This window comes from Amycolatopsis sp. CA-211722 (genome assembly GCF_056828465.1).
Genome location: NZ_CP184752.1, coordinates 956,972 through 979,746, shown reverse-complemented (window position 1 = coordinate 979,746; position 22,775 = coordinate 956,972). Strand labels below are relative to the sequence as shown.

18 protein-coding genes are annotated in these 22,775 nt (G+C 69.6%); 12 read left to right on the top strand and 6 right to left on the bottom strand.

Annotated elements, in window-relative coordinates:
• Positions 1–57 precede the first annotated feature (57 nt).
• The 3 genes from ACOCEP_RS04780 to ACOCEP_RS04770 all read left to right on the top strand — a co-directional run bounded on the left by ACOCEP_RS04780 (position 58) and on the right by ACOCEP_RS04770 (position 3,692).
• Positions 58–972 (top strand): cation diffusion facilitator family transporter, encoded by a 915-nt coding sequence (locus ACOCEP_RS04780; protein ID WP_482335956.1) that lies wholly within the window; start codon positions 58–60, stop codon positions 970–972.
• A 236-nt stretch (positions 973–1,208) separates the two neighbouring features.
• Positions 1,209–2,729, top strand: a complete 1,521-nt coding sequence (locus tag ACOCEP_RS04775; RefSeq protein ID WP_482335955.1) for an amino acid permease — start codon at positions 1,209–1,211, stop codon at positions 2,727–2,729.
• Between the two features lie 255 nt (positions 2,730–2,984).
• A complete protein-coding gene (locus tag ACOCEP_RS04770; RefSeq protein WP_482335954.1) occupies positions 2,985–3,692 on the top strand; it encodes an LPXTG cell wall anchor domain-containing protein in 708 nt (235 codons plus the stop codon).
• A 67-nt stretch (positions 3,693–3,759) separates the two neighbouring features.
• Here ACOCEP_RS04770 and ACOCEP_RS04765 read toward each other — a convergent pair whose 3' ends face one another.
• Complete coding sequence (locus ACOCEP_RS04765; RefSeq protein WP_482339577.1) at positions 3,760–6,054, bottom strand: hypothetical protein; 2,295 nt, start codon at positions 6,052–6,054, stop codon at positions 3,760–3,762.
• 92 nt (positions 6,055–6,146) lie between these two features.
• On the opposite strand from ACOCEP_RS04765, the gene ahcY reads away from it, so the two are divergent.
• Positions 6,147–7,619 carry an adenosylhomocysteinase gene (ahcY, locus tag ACOCEP_RS04760; protein ID WP_482335953.1) on the top strand — a complete coding sequence of 491 codons (1,473 nt, stop codon included), beginning with the start codon at positions 6,147–6,149 and terminating at the stop codon, positions 7,617–7,619.
• A 67-nt stretch (positions 7,620–7,686) separates the two neighbouring features.
• Here the strand turns inward: ahcY and ACOCEP_RS04755 are convergent, their stop codons facing one another.
• Positions 7,687–8,721 carry a hypothetical protein gene (locus tag ACOCEP_RS04755; RefSeq protein WP_126735767.1) on the bottom strand — a complete coding sequence of 345 codons (1,035 nt, stop codon included), beginning with the start codon at positions 8,719–8,721 and terminating at the stop codon, positions 7,687–7,689.
• A 250-nt stretch (positions 8,722–8,971) separates the two neighbouring features.
• On the opposite strand from ACOCEP_RS04755, the gene ACOCEP_RS04750 reads away from it, so the two are divergent.
• The 3 genes from ACOCEP_RS04750 to ACOCEP_RS04740 all read left to right on the top strand — a co-directional run bounded on the left by ACOCEP_RS04750 (position 8,972) and on the right by ACOCEP_RS04740 (position 11,053).
• Positions 8,972–9,541 carry a papain-like cysteine protease family protein gene (locus ACOCEP_RS04750; protein WP_482339575.1) on the top strand — a complete coding sequence of 190 codons (570 nt, stop codon included), beginning with the start codon at positions 8,972–8,974 and terminating at the stop codon, positions 9,539–9,541.
• Positions 9,538–10,305, top strand: coding sequence for a hypothetical protein (locus ACOCEP_RS04745; protein ID WP_482335951.1), 768 nt, complete (start codon positions 9,538–9,540; stop codon positions 10,303–10,305). Before ACOCEP_RS04750 ends, ACOCEP_RS04745 begins: the two co-directional genes overlap by 4 nt.
• 115 nt (positions 10,306–10,420) lie before the next feature.
• Positions 10,421–11,053, top strand: a complete 633-nt coding sequence (locus ACOCEP_RS04740) for a dTMP kinase (RefSeq protein WP_482339573.1) — start codon at positions 10,421–10,423, stop codon at positions 11,051–11,053.
• A gap of 38 nt (positions 11,054–11,091) precedes the next feature.
• Here ACOCEP_RS04740 and ACOCEP_RS04735 read toward each other — a convergent pair whose 3' ends face one another.
• The 4 genes from ACOCEP_RS04735 to ACOCEP_RS04720 all read right to left on the bottom strand — a co-directional run bounded on the left by ACOCEP_RS04735 (position 11,092) and on the right by ACOCEP_RS04720 (position 16,715).
• Positions 11,092–12,195, bottom strand: a complete 1,104-nt coding sequence (locus tag ACOCEP_RS04735; RefSeq protein WP_482335949.1) for an aromatic ring-hydroxylating oxygenase subunit alpha — start codon at positions 12,193–12,195, stop codon at positions 11,092–11,094.
• Entirely contained in the window at positions 12,192–13,337 is a 1,146-nt protein-coding gene (gene solA / locus ACOCEP_RS04730) for an N-methyl-L-tryptophan oxidase (RefSeq protein WP_482335947.1), read from the bottom strand. Before solA ends, ACOCEP_RS04735 begins: the two co-directional genes overlap by 4 nt.
• Positions 13,334–15,772 (bottom strand): GcvT family protein, encoded by a 2,439-nt coding sequence (locus ACOCEP_RS04725; protein WP_482335946.1) that lies wholly within the window; start codon positions 15,770–15,772, stop codon positions 13,334–13,336. Before ACOCEP_RS04725 ends, solA begins: the two co-directional genes overlap by 4 nt.
• A 157-nt stretch (positions 15,773–15,929) precedes the next feature.
• The gene (locus tag ACOCEP_RS04720; RefSeq protein ID WP_482335945.1) at positions 15,930–16,715 is read right to left on the bottom strand and encodes an IclR family transcriptional regulator; all 786 of its coding nucleotides are present in this window, start codon (positions 16,713–16,715) and stop codon (positions 15,930–15,932) included.
• Positions 16,716–16,868: 153 nt separating this feature from the next.
• On the opposite strand from ACOCEP_RS04720, the gene ACOCEP_RS04715 reads away from it, so the two are divergent.
• From ACOCEP_RS04715 to ACOCEP_RS04695, 5 genes are all read left to right on the top strand, one after another.
• Positions 16,869–17,186, top strand: a complete 318-nt coding sequence (locus tag ACOCEP_RS04715; protein ID WP_482339571.1) for a bifunctional 3-phenylpropionate/cinnamic acid dioxygenase ferredoxin subunit — start codon at positions 16,869–16,871, stop codon at positions 17,184–17,186.
• Positions 17,183–18,343 (top strand): NAD(P)/FAD-dependent oxidoreductase, encoded by a 1,161-nt coding sequence (locus ACOCEP_RS04710; protein WP_482335944.1) that lies wholly within the window; start codon positions 17,183–17,185, stop codon positions 18,341–18,343. The genes ACOCEP_RS04715 and ACOCEP_RS04710 overlap by 4 nt, the downstream gene beginning before the upstream one ends.
• A 179-nt stretch (positions 18,344–18,522) precedes the next feature.
• Positions 18,523–19,200, top strand: coding sequence for an MtrAB system response regulator MtrA (gene mtrA, locus ACOCEP_RS04705; protein ID WP_005150760.1), 678 nt, complete (start codon positions 18,523–18,525; stop codon positions 19,198–19,200).
• 7 nt (positions 19,201–19,207) lie between these two features.
• A complete protein-coding gene (mtrB, locus tag ACOCEP_RS04700) occupies positions 19,208–20,923 on the top strand; it encodes an MtrAB system histidine kinase MtrB (protein ID WP_482335943.1) in 1,716 nt (571 codons plus the stop codon).
• Complete coding sequence (locus ACOCEP_RS04695) at positions 20,920–22,647, top strand: LpqB family beta-propeller domain-containing protein (RefSeq protein WP_482335942.1); 1,728 nt, start codon at positions 20,920–20,922, stop codon at positions 22,645–22,647. The genes mtrB and ACOCEP_RS04695 overlap by 4 nt, the downstream gene beginning before the upstream one ends.
• The last annotated feature ends 128 nt before the right edge of the window (positions 22,648–22,775 follow it).

Below are 22,775 nucleotides of genomic sequence, written 5' to 3'. Positions count from 1 at the left end.
CATCTGCACTGCTAGCCTTCGAACCCGGCATATCGGGACACCATTGGGGAGTTGCACGTGTCTGCAGGTGGCGGAACCAAGGCGATCATCGCCGCGCTCGTGGCGAACGCCGGAATCGCGGCCGCGAAGTTCACCGGCTTCCTCATCACGGGGTCGTCCTCGATGCTGGCCGAGTCCGTGCACTCGCTCGCGGACACCTCGAACCAGGGGCTCCTGCTGCTCGGCCAGAAGACCTCGCAGCGCAAGGCGACCCGCACCCACCCGTTCGGCTTCGGGCGGGACCGGTACTTCTACTCGTTCATCGTCGCGCTGATGCTGTTCAGCCTCGGCTCGGTGTTCGCGCTGTACGAGGGCATCCACAAGATCTCGCATCCCGAAGAGCTGACGTCGCCGCTGGTGGCGGTCGGCATCCTCGTGGTCGCGATCGGGCTGGAGTGCTACAGCTTCTACACCGCGATCCAGGAGTCGAAGAAGATCAAGGGCGACGCGGGCTGGTGGGCCTTCATCCGCCAGGCCAAGACGCCGGAACTGCCGGTGGTGCTGCTGGAGGACGCGGGCGCGCTGCTCGGCCTGGTCTTCGCGCTCGCCGGGGTCGGGCTCTCGGTGATCACCGGCGACCCGGTGTGGGACGGCATCGGCACCGTGACGATCGGTCTGCTGCTCGGCATCATCGCGATCATCCTGATCATCGAGATGAAGAGCCTGCTGATCGGTGAGGGCGCCTCCGAGACCGACCTCGACGTGATCGTCGACGAACTCGCCGCGGGCAAGGTCGAGCGGGTCATCCACATCCGGACGCTGTACATCGGCCCGGACGAGATGCTGGTGGCCGCGAAGCTCGCGCTGGTGCCGGGGCTGGACACCGCGGACGTCGCGCAGGCCATCGACGACGCCGAAGCGCGTGTGCGGGCGAAGGTACCGACGGCGAAGCTGATCTACCTGGAGCCGGATCTGGACCGCTCGCTGGCCTGAGCCGCGTCTCGCCCGCTTGCCGGATGTCATGAAAGGGTCGTTCAGGACGTTTTTCGTCCTGAACGACCCTTTCATGACATCCGGGGCAGAGTGCCGCGACCACCATCCGGAGCAACTCTCCGTACCGCGCCGATCACCGCCACGACCTCCGGGTACTTCGTTGCTCTCCCACCGCGCTGCCGTCACGACCGGGCGATAGGGTCCGTTGAACCGCAGTCAGGTGTAGGAGGTCAAGGGTGCCCGGAAACGGTCTGTGGCGTACGAAATCCATCGAGCAGTCCATCGCGGACACCGACGAACCGGGGACCAAGCTCAGGCGGAACCTGAGCGCCTGGGACCTGACCGTCTTCGGTGTCGCCGTCGTCATCGGTGCCGGGATCTTCACCCTCACCGCGCGCACGGCCGGCGACTACGCGGGCCCGTCGGTGTCGCTGTCGTTCGTCTTCGCCGCCATCGCCTGCGCGCTGGCGGCCCTCTGTTACGCGGAATTCGCGTCGACCGTCCCGGTGGCCGGGAGCGCGTACACGTTCTCCTACGCCACCTTCGGCGAGTTCATGGCGTGGATCATCGGCTGGGACCTCATCCTCGAACTCGCGGTCGGCGCGGCCGCGGTGTCGAAGGGCTGGTCCGCCTACCTCGAAACCGTGCTCTCCTACATCTTCGGCAAGGGCACGAAGACGACGTTCGAGATCGGCGGTGTCCCCGTCGACTGGGGCGCCCTGATCGTGGTGCTGGTGCTGGCGACCCTGCTCGCCCTGGGCACGAAGCTGTCCTCGCGGTTCTCGATGGTGATCACCGGGATCAAGGTCGCGGTGGTGCTGTTCGTGATCGTGCTCGGCATCTTCTACATCAAGGGCTCCAACTACAGCCCGTTCATCCCGGAGGCCCAGTCCGGCGCCGAAACGGGGGCCACGGGGGTCGACCAGTCGCTGTTCTCGGTGTTCGCGGGCAGCAGCAGCAGCTCGTTCGGCGTCTTCGGTCTGCTGGCCGCGGCGTCGCTGGTGTTCTTCGCGTTCATCGGGTTCGACATCGTCGCGACCACCGCGGAGGAGACCCGCAACCCGCAGAAGGCCGTGCCCCGCGGCATCTTCGGCTCGCTCGCCATCGTCACGGTGCTCTACGTCGCCGTGTCGCTCGTGGTCGTCGGCATGGTGAACTACAAGGAGCTCGCCACCTCGGCGGGTGACGGCGGCAAGAAGACGCTCGCGTCCGCGTTCGCGGCCAACGGCGTCGACTGGGCGGCCAACATCATCTCCGTCGGCGCCCTCGCCGGTCTGACGACCGTCGTCATGGTGCTGATGCTGGGCCAGATCCGGATCATCTTCGCGATGTCGCGCGACGGCCTCATGCCGCGTTCGCTGGCGAAGACCGGTTCGAACGGCACGCCGAAGCGGGCGACCATCGTCGTCGGCGGGCTGGTCGCCGTCGCCGCGACCTTCTTCCCGGCCGACAAGCTGGAAGAGATGGTCAACGTCGGCACGCTGTTCGCCTTCATCCTCGTTTCCGCGGGCGTCATGGTGCTGCGCAAGACGCGGCCGGAGCTGCCCCGCGCCTTCCGGGTGCCGTGGGTGCCGGTGGTCCCGATCCTGGCGATCCTCGCCTGCCTGTGGCTGATGCTGAACCTGACCGTTTTGACCTGGTTGCGGTTCATCGCGTGGATGGTGCTGGGCGTCCTCGTCTACTTCGTCTACAGCCGCCGCCATTCGCTGCTCGGCAAGGAGAAGAAGGACGAGGCCCCGACGTCCGTTTCGGACTGATCATTCTCGTTTCGACGGCCCACCATTCCTTTGTGGATGGTGGGCCGTTTCGCGTACCGGGTCCGTCCGGTCTCGGAGCGATAACACCTGGGGTGCCGGTACCGCCGTAAAATCCGTGTGCGATACCGTCCGGGCCTCGCTTCCCTCTGATGGGTTATCGCGACTCCTGAAGGAGTACCGCGAGTTGACCGCGTTCCCTCGGAGGTGGCACAACGCTTCGCTCGTTGTCCCCCGATCGGTACAGGAGAGCTCCGAATGCAGATCATTTCCGGACGGCGTGTCCGCTCCGCCGTCACCGTCGTCGCGCTGGCGACCGCCGCCCTGCTCGGCGTCACGGGCACCGCGCTCGCGTGCCACACCGACGACCCCCGGGCGATCCCGACGCCGAAGAACGTCAGCACCTGTGAGAAGGCGAAGCTGCCGGGCACCGAGATCTCGACGAAGGACCTGACCTTCACCGGCGGCACGGAGAAGGACAAGTACCTCAACATCACCGCGGTCGGTGAAGGTGTCACCGTCACCGCGATCGTGGTCAAGGGCGGCGACGGCTACAACATCTACGAGCCCGGCAAGCGCGGCCTCGCCGAGACCCCGCCGTGGGAGAAGCTGCGCTCGCCGATGAACGGCGGCGGCAAGCAGGCCGACATCAGCCACTGGTTCGCCTGTGGCGAGAAGAAGACCAAGCCGACCGAGCCGACGAAGCCGAGCGAGCCGACGAAGACCACCACGGCCAAGCCGCCGACGACCGCGCCGACCACCACGACGGACAAGCCGTCCGAGACCTCCGCTCCGTCGAGCACCGCGGTCCCCGCCCCGAACGTCGGCGGTAACGGCGGCAACGGTGGCGGCCTCGCGGACACCGGTTTCGACAACGCCTGGCTGCTGTGGGCCGGTGGCCTGCTGGTGCTGGCCGGTGCCGGTGTCCTGGTCCTGCTGCGCGTGCGCCGCGGCAAGACCGACTGAACCAGCTAGTCGCGCGTGAAGGCCCCCTTCCCTCGGCTCAGCCGAGGGAAGGGGGCCTTCACGCGCTTCAGCGCATCTGCGGGAAGTCCCCGAACAGCGATCCCTGCTCGCCCCAAGGGTTCTTGGGGCGGGGACGGCCGAGGCCGGCGGCCATCGCGACGGCGTTGTCCCATTCGGCGTCGACGACGTAGTCCGTGTGCTTGAGGACGCCGGGCGCCCAGCGATGCCGCCCGGTCGGCCCGCGCATCGGGTCGGGCAGCCAGTGGTCGCCGCCGAGCACCAGGACACCCTGATCGTCGGCCTCGGCGGCCAGCGGCCCGGTCCCGCCGCCGGGCAGGTAGCCGTCGCCCAGCAGCTTCCCGGCCACCACGCGATGCCGCCACGTCGTGACGCCGCCGCCGAAGATGTCCGTGCCGCGGCACAGCGCGCGCCAGCGGCCGTCGAGACCTTCGTACAGTCCGGCCAGCTGCGCCTGCGGGAGCATCGCGGGGAAGGCGCGCTGGTAGCCCCATTGCAGCGGTGATCCCGCGGTCAGCAGCCCGACCCGGTCGCGGTCCTCCGGCGGGAGATCGGCGATCACGCGCGCCGCGGCGAGCACGGTCAGCAGGCTGCCGAGGTTGTAGCCGGACAGCACGACTCGCGTACCCGGATCGGCCAGGTGTTCCTTGACCCGGTCCGCGAGCTCCGGGACGACCCTGAGCGCGTAACTCGGCGGAACGGTCGGATGGGCCGCACGCGGCCAGAAGCACACGAGATCCGCCAGCGCGCCGAGGTGACGGCTGCGTTTGGGGGTCGTCGCGGCGGCGAACACGACGCGCAGCAGGCCGGCCGCCATCGCCCCCAGTGCGAACACGCCGATCGCGGAGATGGGCTTGAACCAGTCCGGCAGCGGGCCGAAACCGAAGCGCAGCACCAGGAGCGCCCCGCCGCCGGCCGCCATCGCCAGCGCGACCGTGAGCGCGAGATGGTGCAGATGCTTGCGTTCCCACGAAGCACGCGCCCAGGCGCTCGCGGCTTCCTCTTCCTGCGCCTTGTCGATCTCCATCAGCGCGACGATATTCGGGACGCCGCGGCGCAGCCGTCGCAGCGGGACGGCGACCGCGAAGCCCAGCACACCGAGCACGACGGCGAGCGCGAGACCGGCACCCCACAGCACGGTCACGAGTGAGTAGGTGTCGGGCAGCCGGAGTTCGCTCGCGCCGACCAGTTGCCGCAGCGCGACCGCGAGCCCCGCGCCGAAGCCGCCGCCGAGCAGTCCGGCCAGCGCGACGACCGGCGCCGCCGCCCAGCCGCCGAGCCAGGGCCGCAGCCGGTGCGGCAGGTGTTTCCACGCCGGCCGTCCGAGCAGGGCGGCCGGAACGAGGATCAGCGCGAACAGCACGGTCACCGCGACCATCGCCGCGCCGAGGGCCTCGACCGTCCCGTCCGCTCCGCCGAGCCCGCCGCCAGGGAGCCCCGCGGGCAGCGGCGTCCGGCGCACCACGGCGATCCCGACCAGGACGACGGCGGCCCCGATCAGCCCGCCCCGGATCACCGGCCCGGCCGAGAAACCGACCGTCGAGGCCACCAGCGTCGCGAGGACGAGCGCCAGCGCGCAGATCCAGACGACCAGGTCGAAGGTCGCCGGCGGCAGCCGGAACGGCCCGCCGAGCAACGGAAGCGCGACGCAGGTCAGGGCGGCCACCGTGTGCAGCGTGCGCAGGCCGGGTGTCCGAGGCAGGTCCTGCGGTTGCAACGGGCTCGAACTGTGCGCGCGATGCAGCCGGTTCCGTGAGCGCCAGTCCGACGACGGGATCCGGTCGAGCACGAAGATCAGCGCCAGCAGCGGCAGCACGCCGATCGCCGTCCGCAGCGGCGCGAAGTCCCGCAGGAACGACGGCGCTCCTTCGAGACAGGTCGAACCGGGCGCGAGACACTGCGCGGCGAAGAGGTCGAGCGAGACCACGGCGAGCTGGCTGATCAGCAGCATCGTCAGCAGCAGCGACGCCACCCGCAGCAGTCCGCGGCAGACGCCGCCGAGCAGCGCCGCGAACCGCCTGCCCTCCGGGACCGGCGGCAGCATCCAGTGCGCGACGTTCGCCAGCGAGAACGGGAACAGCAACGCCCAGGTCGCCTTCGCGGCGCCCCCGGAGGTCATGCCGCTCCAGAGGTAACCTTCGAGGATGCGCGGGATCGAACGGCCGAGCGCGGGCAGCACCGGACCGGGAGCGGGACGGCGCAGCCGGTCCGACGGCCGGATCAGCCTGCCGATCCCATCGCCCGCGACGTCGACCACCGACGTCGAATCCAGCAGGCTTTCACCGCTCGTGCCCACTAGCCCGGGTACGCGTATTTCGACGACGCGGGTGTCGGGACCCGGCATGACCACGGTGAAGGCCTCCAAACCGTTCCAGTGGGCTTTGAGCCGACAACGGTACTGTTCCGATGTCATCCAACCTTGGAGGAAGCGCGCATATGACCCCCGAAAGCGTTGCCAAGCGGCACGACACCCGCAACGGCATCGAGTTCGCCGTCGCCGATCTCGAGGCCGCCGAGTTCGGCCGCAAGGAGATCCGCCTCGCCGAGCACGAGATGCCGGGCCTGATGGCGCTGCGCCGCGAGTACGCCGAGGTCTTTCCCCTGCGGGGAGCCCGGGTTTCGGGCTCGCTGCACATGACCGTACAGACCGCTGTCCTGATCGAGACCCTCGTCGCGCTCGGCGCGGAGGTGCGCTGGGCCTCCTGCAACATCTTCTCCACCCAGGACCACGCCGCCGCGGCGATCGTCGTCGGCCCGCACGGCACCCCCGAGGAGCCCAAGGGCGTCCCCGTGTTCGCCTGGAAGGGCGAGTCGCTGGAGGAGTACTGGTGGTGCACCGAGCGGATGCTGACCTGGGACGGTGAGGGTCCGAACATGATCCTCGACGACGGCGGCGACGCCACCATGCTGGTGCACAAGGGAACCGAGTTCGAGAAGGCCGGCGTCGTCCCGGCCCCGGACGAGGACACCTCGGACGAGTTCCGCGTCTTCCTTCAGCTGCTGAGCGCCTCCGTCGCGGCCGACACCGGCAAGTGGACCAAGATCGGCGAAGGGGTTCGCGGCGTCACCGAGGAGACCACCACCGGCGTGCTGCGGCTCTACCAGCTCGCCGCGGCCGGTGAGCTGCTGTTCCCGGCGATCAACGTGAACGACGCGGTGACCAAGTCGAAGTTCGACAACCGCTACGGCATCCGGCATTCGCTGATCGACGGCATCAACCGCGGCACCGACGTGCTCATCGGCGGCAAGGTCGCGGTCGTCTGCGGTTACGGCGACGTCGGCAAGGGCGCCGCGGAATCGCTGCGCGGCCAGGGCGCGCGGGTGATCGTCACCGAGATCGACCCGATCTGCGCGCTGCAGGCGGCGATGGACGGCTACCAGGTCAAGAAGCTGGAGAACGTCCTCGGCGAGGCCGACATCATCATCACGACGACCGGCAACAAGGACGTCGTGCTCGTCGAGCACATGGCGAAGATGAAGCACCAGGCGATCCTGGGCAACATCGGCCACTTCGACAACGAGCTCGACATGGCGGGCCTCCAGCGGTACCCGGGTATCCGGCGCATCACCATCAAGCCGCAGGTCGACGAGTGGGTGTTCCCCGACGGCAAGAGCATCATCGTGCTGTCCGAGGGTCGCCTGCTGAACCTGGGCAACGCGACCGGGCACCCGTCGTTCGTGATGTCGAACAGCTTCTCCAACCAGGTGATCGCGCAGATCGAGCTGTTCACCAAGCACGAGGAGTACGACAAGGAGGTCTTCCGCCTCCCGAAGAAGCTCGACGAGAAGGTCGCGAAGATCCACCTCGACGCGCTCGGCGGTGAGCTCACGAAGCTGACCAAGGAGCAGGCCGAGTACATCGACGTGGACGTCGAAGGTCCGTTCAAGACCGACCACTACCGGTACTGACGGCTGCTATGAACGGTCCGTTCCTTGCAAATTTCGCAAGGAACGGACCGTTCATAGCGCGCGGGCGCTACCGCCACTCGACCTCGATGCCGGCCAGTCCCGGCCCGGCGTCGCTGAAGAAACCGCTGGTCACGCCGCCCATGTCGAGCGGCAGCTCCTCGGACTCGACCGGCACGGCGTCGTCGCGTGTCCGGAACTGCCGCGTGCAGCGGGCGGGCAGCGCGCCGAGCGCGAACTTCAGCTGCACCAGGTAGCTCGAACACTGGTCCCGCAACATCCGGAAGTACCCCGGCGACGCGGTGCCGGAGTCGTCGCGGACCTCGAAGCAGAACACGTGGATCTCGCCCTCGGCGAGCTTCCGGTCGAAGAGCAGTTCGGTGGCCATCGTCTCGGCCCCGGCGTTGCGCCGGATCCGGCCGACCCGGCAGCCCTCGGCGGTGATCAGCTCGACGTCGCCGATGTTGCAGCCGGGGTCACCGTTGTAGACCGTGACGTACCGGTCCGGGCCGTGCCGCCGGGCCCGGCACACCAGCCGGGTCTGGAGGCCGACCTGCCGGTGCGCGGCGTCGAAGGTGATCGTGTCGTGGACCGAGAGCATCTCGAGGTCGGCGTTGTAGCGGTTGGACGAGGGGTACGCGCCCAGCTCGGCCAGCAGCTGGTCGACGATCGACCCCATGTCGCCGGACCGGATGTCGTGGAACGACGCGGCCATCTGGTGCCCGCGCGCCCGCGCCGTCCGCGGCCCGATCAGCACGACGAGCGCGTCCGCGGGCAGCTGCAGCACCGATTCCAGCGCACGCACCGCGGGGAGGGCCTTGGGTACCTCCGGCTGCCGCAGTCCGCGCTGCCAGTAGCTCAACGTCGACTGTCCGATTTGGACGCCGCGGAGCCCGAGGTGGGCGCGGAGCCGGGCGAGCGACAGGCCGCGGTAGGCGATCGCCTGCCGGAGGGCGTGGTGGAATTCGCCGCTGCGAAGGGCCTCGACGAGTTCTTTGGGCAAGGCTTCGAGCGGTTGACGGCGTGTGCCGTCGATGATCGTCGGGGTGTCATCGTTCGAGGCGAGCTTCCCCGCCGAGAACGTATCGGCACCGTCTCGTGTCACCGCTCGTCCCTTCACCAGACCAGTGTGTGCGCTGAGCGTGAACACCGCGGAACGTTCACGTTAGCAGCGCACTGTGAACACTACGTCCCCCGTTCGGGGTGGTTGACCCCGGAAGAGTGACCGTTCCGGGGTGTGGAAACGCCCCGGAACGGTCCGTTCCGCCGAGTGCCCATCTTGCTCTGTGTGAGCCTGCTGTTCACCGTTGTGACCACATTGGTTCGCCATGGTGACCAGGAGGCCCGTCGTGCCTGTGTTCTCGAGGAGGTTCTGCGCCGCCGGCGCCGCGAGTCTCGTGGCGTGGCTGGCGATCCAGACCCCGGCGAGCGCGCTGCCCTCGGCGCCCGCCGGCCGGCACCCCATCGCCATGCAGGCGCAGGAGAAGTCCCAGTGGTGCTGGGTGGCTTCCGGCAACACCATCGCGGCACACCACGGCGTGACCGTCACGCAGAACGAATTCTGCCGGATCGCCCACGACGAGCGACGCCGGGAGTGCGCCGACAAGCCGGGAACGCTGGGCGACGTCCGGCGCGCCTTCGGCAAGCTCGGCTTCGCCGCCCCGGGGAACTACCTCAAGGGCCGCATCCCCTACGCCGCCGTCCAGGCCCAGACCGGCGACGGCCAGCCCGTCCAGACGCGGGTCGGCTGGGCCTCGGGCGGCGGCCACATGCACGTCCTCTACGGCCACGACGCGGGCCGGAAGTGGATCTCGTGGGGGGATCCACTTCCCACCGGCAACCGCTACAACTGGTCGACCTACGACTTCTACTCGGCCAACAAGTCCTTCACCTGGACCCATACGCTCACCGGGATCCGGCGATGAGCGCGAGGCGGTTGCTCGGGCTCGCCGGGCTGGTCGCGGTCGCGCTGCTGGTCTCGGCGCCCGGAGCGCGCGCGGATCACCTGTCCGGTGAGGATCTCGCGGCCGCGAAGGCGGCTGCCGACGATCCCACGCTGCGTGCCGAAATCGGTCGCTTCTTCACGCAGACGGGTGGCTCAGGCGTCACGCCGTCGGTGAGCGTCGTCGACGAATCCTTCCCGGTTTACGAGCTTTCGAGGGATTTCGTCGCCGGTGACGGCTCGGTCGCCGGGCGGCTCGCCTACGTCGCGGTGCCGGTGACGGCGTCCGACGGCCGGACCGCGACCGTCTGGTCGGTCCGCGGCGACGACGGTGTCTGGCGCGTCGGCAACATCGCGTCGGGTGACCGGGAGAGCGAACTGGCCAGGAGGCTGCCCGCCGGTGCGACGCTGCTCCACGAACCCCAGGTCGACGCCTGGTACGCGCTGCGCGACGGGCGGGTGACCCTGCTCGACTCGGGTGCCAGCGGCTCCGCGAGCGGTGCCTCGGCCACGCTCGCGGAGTACCAGAAGACCGTCTCCGGCCGGTACGGCGCCATGCTCGCGAACTCGCCGTACGCCCAGGAGGGCAAGGCCGGTGGCTACAACGCCCAGGTGATGCCCCGCGGCGACGGCGGCCCCGCGCCCGACGCGCAGGACACCGGTTTCGTGCCGCTGCTGATCTTCGGCGGCTTGCTGCTCATCGGTGTCGCCGGCTTCTTCCTGCACTCGAAGAGGCGCGTCCCCTAGCGGACCGGTGGGCCGGACGTGAGCTGACCCGTCTGGCCCGCCGGTCGACCACGGTGCCGCCCTCAAGCGAACCGCTTCGCGGTGCTGGCCATATTCTGGTGCCATGGGACGACTCGTGGTGATCGAAGGTCTGGACGGCGCGGGCAAGCGCACCCTCGTCGGCGCGCTGACCGGCGCGCTGAACGCGGCCGGGGCGAGCGTCACCTCCATCGCGTTCCCGCGATACGGCGAGAGCGTGCACGCCGACCTGGTGAAGGAAGCGCTGCACCGCGGCCACGGCGACCTCGGCGACTCCGTTTACGGCATGGCGATGCTCTACGCGCTCGACCGGCGGGGCGCGGCGGACGAGATCCGCGCCCGGCTCGGCGACCACGACGTCGTGCTGCTCGATCGGTACGTCGCGTCGAACGCGGCGTACGGCGCCGCCCGCCTCCATCAGGGCGCGGACGGCGAGTTCGTGAGCTGGCTCAAGGAGCTGGAGATCGACCGGTTCGGCCTGCCAGTGCCCGTCGCGCATCTGCTGCTCCGGGTCACCGCCGACGTCGCCGCCGACCGCGCGCAGCGCCGCGCGGAGAGCGACGCCGACCGTGCGCGGGATTCCTTCGAGACCGACGACGCGCTCCAGAAGCGATGCTCGGTGGTCTACGACGAGCTCGCCGCGACGGGGTGGCTCGCTCCTTGGCACGTTCTCGACGGCGTCGCCGGTGTCGACACCACGGCCCTCGCGACCTCCCTCCTCCGCGTTTAGTCCTCTAAATGCGGTACTTGCGTGTGCAACTACCGCGTTTAGTCCTCTAGATGCGTGAGCAGCCAGGTGTGGAACTCGCCGATGTGGTGTTCGGACGGCATCAGCACCCCGCCGCCGCGGTAGGCGCGGGACGCCATCGCGGGCTGGCAGCGTTCGCAGGCGTCGAAGTCCTGCTCGTTGACGCGGTGGAACAGCTCGACCGACCGGGATACGTCCCGCCCCGACGCCACGACGTCTTCGGAATAGAGCCAGTCGCATTCGACGACCGTCCGGTCCGGCGCGAGCGGGTACATCCGGTGGAAGATCACGTGGTCCGGCACCAGGTTCACGAACACCTGCGGCCGGATGGTGATCGCGTAGTACCGCCTGTCCTGTTCGTTCGCGACACCGTCGAGCCGATCGAAGCCCGTCGTGCCGTCGATGGTGAAGCCGTCCACGGCCTCGCCGAATTCGGCGCCGTGCCCGACGTAGTACTGCGCCGCGTAGCCGTCGGCGAATTCCGGCAGCACCTCGGTCAGCTCCGGGTGGATGGTCGCGCAGTGGTAGCACTCCATGAAGTTCTCGACGATCAGCTTCCAGTTCGCCTTGACGTCGTAGGTGATCCTGCGCCCGACCGACAGCTTGTCGAGGCGGTACCGCTCGATCGATTCCAGATCGCCCAGCCGTTCCCGCACCGCGCCTTCGACGTCCGCCTCGAACGACGGCGGGTCCGCGGCGAGGCAGACCCAGGCGTAGCCCAGCCATTCCCGCAGGCGCACGGTGTGCAGCCCGTACTCGGAACGGTCGATGTCGGGCAGGTTCGCCAGGTTCGGCGCCGCGATCAGCTTGCCGTCGAGCCCGTACGTCCACGCGTGGTACGGGCACTGGAAAGCGCGTTTGACCGTGCCCGCCTCTTCGGTGCACAGCCGCGCCCCGCGATGGCGGCAGACGTTGAGGAACGCTCGCAGCCCGCCGTCCCGGCCGCGGCTGACGAGCACGCTCTCCCGTCCGACCTGGACGGTCCGGAAGTCGCCCGCCGACGGCAGATCCGCCGACCGGACCGCGCAGAACCACCGGCGCTCGAAGATCTTCTCCTGTTCGGCCGCGAAGATCCCGGGATCTGTGTAGTAGCCGCCGCCCAGCGTCGGGATGAGGCTCGTCATCCCGGCACCCCGGCGAACCGGGCGGGATCGAACAGGGCGATCGGATGCCTTGTCGTGCCGTCCACCACCAGATCGGCGAGGATCTCGCCGACCACCGGGACGAATTTGAAACCGTGCCCGGAGAACCCGCAGGCGACCACCACCCGTTCGTGCGCCGGATGCCGGGCGATGACGAAGTGTTCGTCGGGCGTGTTCGTGTACATGCAGGTCGCCCCGCGCCGGAAGGTGCCGGGCAGGGCCGGCATCTTCCGCCCGACGAACTCCGCGATCTCGCCGACCTCTTCGGGACGCACGGTCCGGTCGATGGTGTCCGGCGTGCAGGCCCGGCCGCCGCGGAAGAACGCGACCTTCACGCTTCCGGCGTCGTCGTGCGAGGGGAAACCGTAGAACTGGCGCCCGTTCCCGTCTTCCCAGACGTAGATCGGATGCCGCTCGGCGCGGAAGGGCTCCGCCCCGCCCGACGGTGCGAACCAGTACTGGACCTGGCGTTCGACGGTGAAGCCGATGCCGAGCTCGGCGAGCAGGCCCGGCGCCCACGCGCCGGGACACACCACGAGCCGGTCCGCCGTGTAGAAGTTCTGCGACGTCCCCACCCGCACACCGGTGGACGTTTCTCGCCACGAAAGGACCTTCTCCTCGTGGTGCAGCTCCGCCCCGGCCCGCGCGGCGAGCTGGAGATGCGCGGCCACACTGCTTTCCGGCACCACGAAGCCCGCGTTCTCCTCGTACAGCGCGATTTCGTGGTCCTCCGGCCGCATCGTCGGAAACCGGCGCCGGATCTCCGCCGCGTCCAGCAGTTCGTGCGGCAGATCCCATTCCCGGGCGCTGGCCAGGCTTCCCGACACCGTCCGGGACTCGGGGCCGCCGAGCATGATCCCGCCGCACCGGGTGAAGATCTTCCGGCCGGAGTCGCGTTCGATCCCGGCCCACAGTTCGTGCGCCCGCAGCAGGAGCGGGACGTACGCGGGATCCTCGAAGTACGCCTGCCGGGTGATCCGCGAGCCGCCGTGGCTGGACCCGAGGTTGTGCACGGGCGCGAAACGGTCGATGCCCAGCACGCGCCGACCTCGCTGGGCGAGCCGGTACGCCGCGGCGCTGCCCATCCCGCCGAGGCCGATGACGATGACGTCGTAGTGGCTCATGCGGCGCTCCTGATCCGGTCCATCCCGGGGTCGAACAACGGTTCACGCGCGACGACGGCGGGGATCCGCTCGCCGAAGTACTCGATCTCCAGCGGTCTGCCCGGCCGGGTGAACTCCACCGGAAGCCAGGCGTACGCGATGTTCTTGCCGACGGTGTAGCCGTACGCGGCGCTCGTGACGTACCCGGCGGGGCGGCCGTCGGCGAACACCGGCTCCTTGCCGAGCACGACCGAGTGCGGATCGTCGACGGTGAGACAGGTCAGCTTCCTGGTCACCGATTCCTCCGAGCGCCCGGCCAGCGCGTCCCTCCCGACGAAGTAGCCCTTGTCCATCCGCACGGCGAAACCGAGCCCCGCCTCGTACGGGTCGTGCTCGGCGGTGACGTCGGTGCCCCACAGCCGGTAGCCCTTCTCCAACCGCATGCTGGAGAAGGCGTCGCGCCCGGCGGCGATGATCCCGTGCGCCTGCCCGGCTTCCCAGATCGTGTCCCACAGCCGCCGTCCGAGGTCCGCGCTCGTGTACAGCTCCCAGCCGAGTTCGCCCACATAGGACAGTCGCATCGCGGTCACCGGCACCAGGCCGACGTACGCCTGTTTCGTCTTGAAGTACCCCATCGCCCGGTGCGAGAAGTCCGTTGTGGACAGTGGCTGCAGTACCGCCCTGGCGAGCGGGCCCCAGAGCCCGATACAGCAGGTTCCCGGGGTGGTCTCGTGGATCTGCGCGGCGCCGTCGCCGGGGAGGTGCCGCCTCAGCCAGTCGATGTCGATGGCGCTGTTGACGCCGACCTGGAACCTTTCGGCGCCGAGCCGCGCGACGGTCAGGTCGCTGCGCACGCCGCCGTCCTCGTCGAGCAACAGCGTGTAGGTGACCGAACCGGGCTTCTTGTCGAGCTGGTTCGTGGTCATCGTCTGCAGGAACGGCAGCGCGCCCGGACCGGTGACCTCCACCCGTTTCAGTGACGTCATGTCGAACATCGCGACCCGTCGCCGCGCGACCAGCGCTTCGGCGCCGCCGATCGGCGACCAGTACCGCGCGGCCCAGCCGTCGCGCTCCGGGACGAGATCGACCTCCGGCAGGTTCGCGTTCGCCTCGTACCAGTGCGGACGCTCCCAGCCGCTCGCTTCGAGGAAGTACGCGCCGAGCTCCGCCTGCCGGTCGTGGAAGGGACTCGTCCGCAGCGGACGCGGTTCTTCCATGGGCTGCAGGGGATGGACGACGTCGTACACCTCGGCGAAGCTCTGGCAGCTGCGTGCCATGACGTACTCCGGGGCGAGCTGCGCCCGCTCGAACCGGGCGAGGTCGCACCCGTGCAGATCCACGCCGGGCTGCCCGTCGACGAGCCACCGCGCCATGGCACGCGCGACCCCGGCCGAATGCGTGATCCAGACGGCTTCGGCGACCCAGAAGCCGTCGAGCTCCGGGTGTTCGCCCAGCAGCGGCATGCCGTCCGGGGTGAAGGAGAACAGGCCGTTGATGCCTTCCTCGACCTTGGTCTCGCCCAGTGACGGCAACAGGCCGACGGCGGCGGCCCAGGACGGCTCGAAATCCGCGGGCGTGAACGCGAGTTCCGACGGCATCCCCTCGCCGGTGCCGATCTCGTGGGGAGGCAAGGGCATCGGCCGGTGCCCGTACGCGCCGATGCCGATCCGGTCGCCGTGTTCGCGGAAGTAGAGGTCGGCGTCCTGGTGCCGCAGGATCGGCCGCGTGGCCTCCTCGGTCACGCCGGCGAGTGACGGCAGCGGGCTGGTGCGCGCGTACTGATGCGCCATCGGGACCAGCGGGATCGCGAGGTCCACCAGTTCGCCGAGCAGCGGCCCCCACATCCCGGCGCACGAGAGCACGACGTCCGCGCGGAAACTCCCCGTCCCGGTGGTGACGCCGGTGACGCGGCCACCCGACCGTTCGACGCCGACGACCTTCTGGCGCGCGAGGAACTTCGCGCCGCGACCGATCGCGCGGCGGGCCTGCGCCTCGGCGGCGCGCAGCGGTCCGGCGAGGCCGTCTGAGGGGATGTGGAACCCGCCGAGCACCTTGGCCGGATCGAGCAGCGGATGCAGGGCGGCGCATTCGCCCGGCTCGACGAGCCTGCTTTCGACGCCGGACGCGGTGGCCCAGCCGTGCCGCCGTTTCAGGTCGGCGAGCCGCTCCGGCGTCGTGGCCACCTCCAGCCCGCCGACGGGCCGGAAACACGGGTTCCCGTCGAGCTCCAGAGAGCCGTACTTCGCGACGGTGTACCGGGCGAACCCGGTCATCGTGCGGCAGGAGTTGGTCTGGAAGACCAGACCGGGCGCGTGCGAACTCGACCCGCCGGTGGTGAACAGGTCGCCCTGGTCCAGCACGGTGACGTCGGTCCAGCCTCGTTCGGTGAGCTCGTCGGCGAGCGCGCAGCCGACGATGCCGGCGCCGATCACGACGACGCGGGGTCCTGGGGGCATGGTTCGGGGTACCTCCTGCCTGCCCGAAGCGTCCACAAAGGACATCCGGGCATCGGGGTGACAGGCGCTGTTGCGGATGAGGCACGTTGTTCCGTCTTCAGCAACAAAGTGCGGCACGTGCGGGCGCGCTGTCAAGAGCCCGAAGAGGTCGGCCTCTTCACTCGGTGAAGTACCCCAGCTGCGCCGAAAGATCCGCCGACGCCTCGGTCAGCGGCCGCACGATCTGCCGCACCCGCTGTTTCGAAAGCCGGTACGACGGGCCGGACGCGCTCATCGCCGCGACGACGTCGCCGCCGGGGCCGCGCACCGGTACCGCGACCGCGTGCATTCCCAGCTCCAGCTCCTCGAAACAGGCCGCGTACCCGTCCTCGGAGACTCGCCGCAGCTCGGTGGCCAGCTCCTCCGGATCGACCGTGGTCCGCGGGGTGAACCGTTCGAGCTTCCGCCGGAGCAAACGTTTGCGCTCGACGTCGCCCATGTACGCGAGCAGCACCTTCCCGCTGGACGTCGCGTGCAATGGAGTGCGCTGCCCGGTCCAGTTCTGGGTGGTGATCGCGGCCGAGCCGCGGGCCTGGCTGACGTTGATCGCGACGCCGTCGTCGGCGATCGCGATGTTGACCGTCTCGCCGAGTGCCTCCGCCAGGCCCTGGCAGGTCTGCCTGCCCAGTTTCGCCAGGTCCATCCGGCCGGTGGCGGCGCCGGCGAGCCGGACGACGCCGAAGCCGATCGCGTACTTCCCGCGTTCGCCGAGCTGCTCGACGAGGCCGCGGTTCTCCAGGACGCTCAGCAGCCGCGACGCCGTCGACTTGTGCACGCCGAGTTCGCCCGCGATCTCGGTGATCCCGGTTTCCCCGTTGCGTGCCAGCAGTTCCAGCACGCTGATCGCGCGGTCGACGGACTGCACCTGGCTGGGCGTTGCGTTCCCCGCGTCCTGGTTCCGCATGACGCAACAGTAGCCGTTTCGCCGGGATCCGCTCGGCTGAGTGGGCGAATCCCTTGACGTACCGGCCTCTCGGGGGTGATTGTTGCGCAGAGCACGTCCCGTCTCGTAATGCGCAACATCAACAATCCGTCGGTCCTTTCCCCGGAGGCCCCGATGATCCGTGCCTGCGCCGTCTCCGAACTGCCCGAAGGCGAAGCCCTCCGCCTGCCGGGCCCCGTTCCGGTCTCGGTCTTCCATGCCGAGGGCGCCTATTACGCCCTCGACGACACGTGCAGCCATCAGGACGCGTCACTCGCGGACGGCTGGATCGAAGGCTGCTACGTCGAATGCCCGTTGCACGCCGCGCGATTCGACCTGCGGACCGGTGCCCCGGACTGCCTGCCCGCCAAGAACCCCGTCCGCACGTACCCGGTCGTGATCGCGGACGGCGTGATCTACGTGGACACCGAGGCGCGCCGGGAAGTGGCTTGAGATCGGTCGCCGTCGTCGGCACCTCTCTGGCGGGACTTCGCGCGGCGCAGGAGTTGCGCGGGCGGGGTTTCGACGGGCGGCTGGTGATGATCGGTGCCGAACCGCCGTACGACCGGCCGCCGCTTTCGAAGGATTTCTTGCTGGGCAAGGTTTCCGCCGAGGACGTCGCGCTCGCCGGGCAGGACGAACTCGACGCGCTGGCCGCGGAATGGCATCTCGGTGTCCGCGCCGAGAAGCTCGGCCGCCAAGGCGTGACGCTCGGCGACGGCACCACGATCACCGCCGACGGCTACGTCGTCGCGACCGGTGCGGTGGCCAGAACCCTCGGCGCGGCAAGGAATCTGTCCGGCGTTCACACCCTGCGGACCCTCGGCGACGCCGTCGCGCTGAAACGCGCACTCGCCGCGGGGCCGTCCTCTGTCGTCGTCATCGGCGCGGGATTCATCGGTGCGGAGGTCGCGTCCGCGTGCCGCCTGCTCGGGCACGAGGTCACCGTGGTCGAGGCGATGCCCGTGCCGCTCGCCGGTGTCCTCGGCGCGCGGATGGGCGCGGTGTGCGGGGAACTGCACGCCGAGAACGACGTCCGGCTGAGCACGGGCGTCCCCGTCGCCGGGTTCGCCGGTGACGGCCGGGTCACCGGCGTGCGGCTCGCCGACGGCCGCGAGCTTCCCGCCGATCTCGTCGTCGCCGGCGTGGGGGCGCGACCGGCCACCGCATGGCTGACCGGGTCCGGGCTCGCCGTCGACGACGGGGTGCTGGTCGATTCCGGCTGTGTCACAGCGAATCCCCGAGTGGTCGCGGTGGGTGACGTCGCGCGCTACCGCTGCCGTCCGCGCGGCAGGCGGGTCCGCGCCGAGCACTGGACGGCGGCCGCGGAACAGCCGGGCGTCGCGGTCGCGAACCTGCTCGCCGGCTCGACCGTCACGCATTTCGCCCGGCACGGTTACTTTTGGTCCGATCAGTACGGTCGGCGGCTCCAATTCGCCGGAGTGGCCGCGGAAGACGTGCGGATCGCCGAGGGTGACGTCGCCGCCAAGCGGTTCGTCGCCACCTACCACCGCGGCGACGTGCTGACCGGGGTGTTCGCGATCGACTCCCCGAGGCCGTTCACCAGGCTCCGGCGTGCGCTGGATTCCGTTGGTGAACCCCGCCGATGAGTCGGCGCGGCGGGCTCACGAGTGTGGTCGCTTCCCGAGGTACCGCGGCTCCGCCCGCCGGGCTCCAGGGCCCGAAGACCCTACTCGGATGGAGCAATTTGCCCGATTCGATGATCTTTCTGGTGGTCACATCGCCGGGTCGCGCGCCCGCGCCGGGAAACTAGTGCGAACATAGGTTTATGAAGGCACGTGTTCTGGTCGTCGACGACGACCCTGCTCTCGCGGAGATGCTCACCATCGTGCTGCGTGGGGAGGGGTTCGACACAGCCGTCGTGGCCGACGGCTCACGGGCGCTGCCCGCACTTCGTGAGCTGAAACCGGACCTGGTCCTCCTCGACCTCATGCTGCCCGGGATGAACGGCATCGACGTCTGCAAGGCCATCCGGGCCGAGTCCGGCGTGCCGATCGTGATGCTCACCGCCAAGAGCGACACCGTGGACATCGTCCTCGGGCTCGAGTCGGGGGCCGACGACTACGTGGTCAAGCCCTTCAAACCGAAGGAGCTCGTGGCCCGCGTCCGCGCGAGGATGCGCCGCACCGAGGCCGAGCCCGCCGAGTCGCTGACGATCGGCGACCTCGCGATCGACGTCCCCGGCCACGAGGTGACGCGCGAGGGCAAGGCCATCCCGCTGACCCCGCTCGAGTTCGACCTGCTGGTCGCGCTCGCCCGCAAGCCGCGTCAGGTGTTCACCCGCGAGGTGCTCCTCGAACAGGTGTGGGGATATCGCCACGCCGCCGACACCCGGCTGGTGAACGTGCACGTCCAGCGGCTGCGTTCGAAGGTGGAGAAGGACCCGGAGCACCCCGAGGTGGTGTTGACCGTTCGCGGTGTCGGGTACAAGGCCGGCCCGCCGTGATCACCCCATGAGCGGACGCTTGCGAAGGCTTGCCCAGACCACGATGCGCCACTTCCGGCGCATCGTGGTTTTCGTGCGCCGCAAGGTCGTCTCGTTCAACGACCTGTGGCGGCATTCGCTGCAGTTCCGGGTCACGGTGTCCACGCTGGCGTTGTCGTCGGCCGTGGTGTTCGTGCTGGGCATGGTGCTGCAGAACCAGATCACCGAACGGCTGCTGGAGACCAAGCAGAACGCGGCGATCGCGCAGACGAGGGCGGTCGTCGAGACCGCGGCCGGTGAACTGATCGGTGTCGGCACCGAAAGCCCCGAAGCGCTGACAGCGCGGATGAAGAACGCGCTGAAGAAGATCACCAGCACCACGACCTCGCAGGACAGCGCCGGATCGGCGGCGGGCACCTTCGAGCCGGTGCTGGCCGCGGGCGGCCGTGACCAGTCGAACAAGCCGGTGTTCTCCGGCCCCTACGACCGGGTGCCCGAGCGGTTGCGCCAGTTCGTGGAGACCGAGCAGGTCAGCCACCTGATCCACACGGTCACCGAGGCCGACGGCGGCAAGACGACGTACCTGATCGTCGGCGCGCCGGTGAGCACGATGATCAACCCGCTCCAGCTCTACCTGCTGTACCCGCTCACCAGTGAGCAGAACACCGTCTCCACCGTGCAGAACACGCTGCTCGTCGGCGGTCTCGTCCTGCTGCTCCTGCTGGCCGGGATCACGAACCTGGTCACCAGGCAGGTCGTCCGGCCGGTCCGGCAGGCCGCCGCGGCGGCCGAGCAGTTCGCGGGCGGGGAGCTCGACCAGCGTCTCGCCGTGCTCGGTGAGGACGATCTGGCCAAACTCGCCGTGTCCTACAACGAGATGGCCGCGAGCATCCAGCGGCAGATCCGCCAGCTGGAGGAGTTCGGCGGCCTGCAACGCCGGTTCACCTCCGACGTCTCGCACGAGCTGCGCACCCCGCTGACCACCGTCCGGATGGCCGCCGACGTGCTGCACGCGTCGCGTGAACAGTTCCCGGCCGGGCTCGCGCGTTCCACCGAACTGCTGGTCGACGAGCTCGACCGGTTCGAGGCCCTGCTCGGCGACCTGCTGGAGATCAGCAGGCTCGACGCGGGCGTCGAGGAGCTCTCCGCCGAGCTGATCGACGTCCGGCCGATCGCGACCAGGGCCGTCGAGCAGGTCCGGGTGATCGCGGGGAACGCGGGCAGCTCGGTCGAACTGGTCCTGCCGGAGGAGGAGGCGCACGCCGAGGTCGACGCGCGCCGCGTCGAGCGGATCCTGCGCAACCTGCTGGCCAACGCGGTGGACCACAGTGAAGGGAATCCGGTGGTGCTGACCCTCGCGGTCAACGAGACCGCGGTCGCCATCACCGTCCGGGACCACGGTGTCGGGCTGCGGCCGGGCGAAGCGGAACTGGTGTTCAACCGGTTCTGGCGCGCCGACCCGTCCCGTAACCGCCGGACCGGCGGCACCGGGCTCGGCCTCGCGATCAGCCAGGAGGACGCCCGGTTGCACGGCGGCGTGCTCGACGCGTGGGGCGAGACCGGCGACGGCGCCTGTTTCCGGCTCGTGCTGCCGCGGCGGCAGGACACGCCGATGGGGGAGAGCCCGCTGGTCCTGCCACCGCCCGATCACACACCCGCCGAGCCGCACGGATCGTCCGGGCTGCTCGAAGTCCGCCCCGCCCCCGAGGCGATCCTCGCCGAGCCAGAGGAGGTCGGCCGGTGAAGCGGCTACTGCCCCTGCTCGCGGTGTTGCTGCTGCTCGCGGGCTGCGCGAACATCCCGCTCGAATCCCAGCCCGTCGTCGTCTCCGGGGACAAACCGGGTCAGGCGCCGGCGGACGTCGCCGAGCCGGCGGCCGGGATCGACCCGCTGACCGTCACCCGCCAGTTCATCCGCAACTCCGCGAAACCGGGCACGGCGAACGCCGACGCGCGGGTGTATCTCGACGAGGAGGCCCGGCGCAACTGGAAGCCGTCGCAGGGGCTGACGATCATCGACGACACCTTCGGCACCGTCTACGACACTTCGTCGCCTTCCAGGAACCCGGAAGAGCAGGTGGTGAACGTCCGCGGGTTCAAACTCGGCAACCTGAGCCCCGACAGCGCGTTCATCCCGGTGAAGGCCGAGTACTCGCAGCAGTTCAAACTGCGGAAACAGCCGAACGGCCAGTGGCGGATCGTGGACCCGCCGCAGGAACTCGCCGTCACCGACGAGGATTTCGCGACCAACTACTTCCGGGTGCCGATCAGCTTCTACTCGCCCGATTCCGGTGCCTTCGTCCCCGACCTCCGTTACGTCGCGGCGAAACCGCAGGCCGGCTTGCCCAGCCGGGTGATGGACCTGGTGCTGCAGGGACCGTCGGAAGGGTTGAAGGGCGCGGTCATGGACCTGCTCGGCGACCAGGTCACCACCGAAAGCAACGTCCGCAGCACGGACGACGGCACACTGGACATCAACCTGACCGGGGTCGGCGGCGCCAGCACCGCGGACCGGAACCTGATCGCCGCGCAGATCGTCCTCTCGCTGCAGACGGTGACGCTGAGCCGGATCCGGCTGCTGGCCGACGGCGCCGCGCTCGTGCCGAACCACGAATACTGGCGTTCCAGCGAACTGCCCAACTACAACGTGGACATCGCGCCCAACTCGGAACTCCGGGGCCTGATGACCGTGAGCGGCCGGGTCCGGTCGCTCGAAGACGGGCAGCCGGTCGGCGGGCCCGCGGGCAACGGCGGCTACAAGGTCGTCAGCGCCGCGCAGTCCGTCGACGGGAAACGGCTCGCGGTGGTCGAAGAACGCGACGGCAGGCAGTGGCTCCGGGTCGGCGATCTCGGGCACGACCTGGCTTCGGTCGACCTGTTCGGCGGGAGCCTGAGCCGCCCGACCTGGCGGCCGGTCGCCCGGGGCGGCGGGGTCTCCGGCGAGGTCTGGACGGTCGTCGACCACAACACCGTCGCCAGGGTCACCCTGGCCGCGGACGGCCGCTGGGTGAAGGCCGGCGTCGACGCGACCATGCTCACCAGCCTCGGCCAGATCACCGAAATGCGCCTCTCGCGGGACGGGTCGCGGCTGGCCGCGGTCGTCAACGGGCAGCTGGTGGTCGCCTCGATCGTGCGGACGGCGGACTCGGTGGCCCTGCGGGCGCCGCGGAAACTGCAGGAACGCGACCTCAAGGACGTGGTCGACGTCGACTGGGCGACCCAGGACCACCTGATCGCCGCGACGTCGTCGACCTCGCTCCCGGTGGTCAAGGTGCCGCTGGACGGGCAGCGGATGGACGCGTTCAACAGCTCGAACCTGACCCCGCCGGTGCACGGTGTCACCGCGGCGCCGAGCAGGCAGAACCTGGTCGCGGACGCGGGCGGGCTGTGGGTCGCCTCCGAGCTGGGCGAGGTCTGGCGGCCGCAGGCGCACACCGTCACCGACGCGGACCCGTTCTACCCGGGCTGAGCCCTCGCTGAAGTACGTGAAGGCCCCCTTCATTGCGTCTGGGTACATGAAGGGGGCCTTCATGTACTTGGGACTCGGCCGGGGATGCGCCCAATGTGGCATGGGGGACGTTGGGTGTCCCCGATGCC

Excerpts from the sequence above, each read along its gene's own strand:
- ACOCEP_RS04765 (WP_482339577.1), bottom strand. The coding sequence starts at position 6,054 with ATGCCGGGTCCCGACACCCGCGTCGTCGAAATACGCGTACCCGGGCTA.
- solA (WP_482335947.1), bottom strand. The coding sequence starts at position 13,337 with ATGAGCCACTACGACGTCATCGTCATCGGCCTCGGCGGGATGGGCAGC.
- ACOCEP_RS04715 (WP_482339571.1), top strand. The coding sequence starts at position 16,869 with ATGATCCGTGCCTGCGCCGTCTCCGAACTGCCCGAAGGCGAAGCCCTC.
- ahcY (WP_482335953.1), top strand. The coding sequence starts at position 6,147 with ATGACCCCCGAAAGCGTTGCCAAGCGGCACGACACCCGCAACGGCATC.
- ACOCEP_RS04735 (WP_482335949.1), bottom strand. The coding sequence starts at position 12,195 with ATGACGAGCCTCATCCCGACGCTGGGCGGCGGCTACTACACAGATCCC.
- ACOCEP_RS04720 (WP_482335945.1), bottom strand. The coding sequence starts at position 16,715 with ATGCGGAACCAGGACGCGGGGAACGCAACGCCCAGCCAGGTGCAGTCC.
- mtrA (WP_005150760.1), top strand. The coding sequence starts at position 18,523 with ATGAAGGCACGTGTTCTGGTCGTCGACGACGACCCTGCTCTCGCGGAG.
- ACOCEP_RS04725 (WP_482335946.1), bottom strand. The coding sequence starts at position 15,772 with ATGCCCCCAGGACCCCGCGTCGTCGTGATCGGCGCCGGCATCGTCGGC.
- ACOCEP_RS04745 (WP_482335951.1), top strand. The coding sequence starts at position 9,538 with ATGAGCGCGAGGCGGTTGCTCGGGCTCGCCGGGCTGGTCGCGGTCGCG.
- mtrB (WP_482335943.1), top strand. The coding sequence starts at position 19,208 with ATGAGCGGACGCTTGCGAAGGCTTGCCCAGACCACGATGCGCCACTTC.
- ACOCEP_RS04770 (WP_482335954.1), top strand. The coding sequence starts at position 2,985 with ATGCAGATCATTTCCGGACGGCGTGTCCGCTCCGCCGTCACCGTCGTC.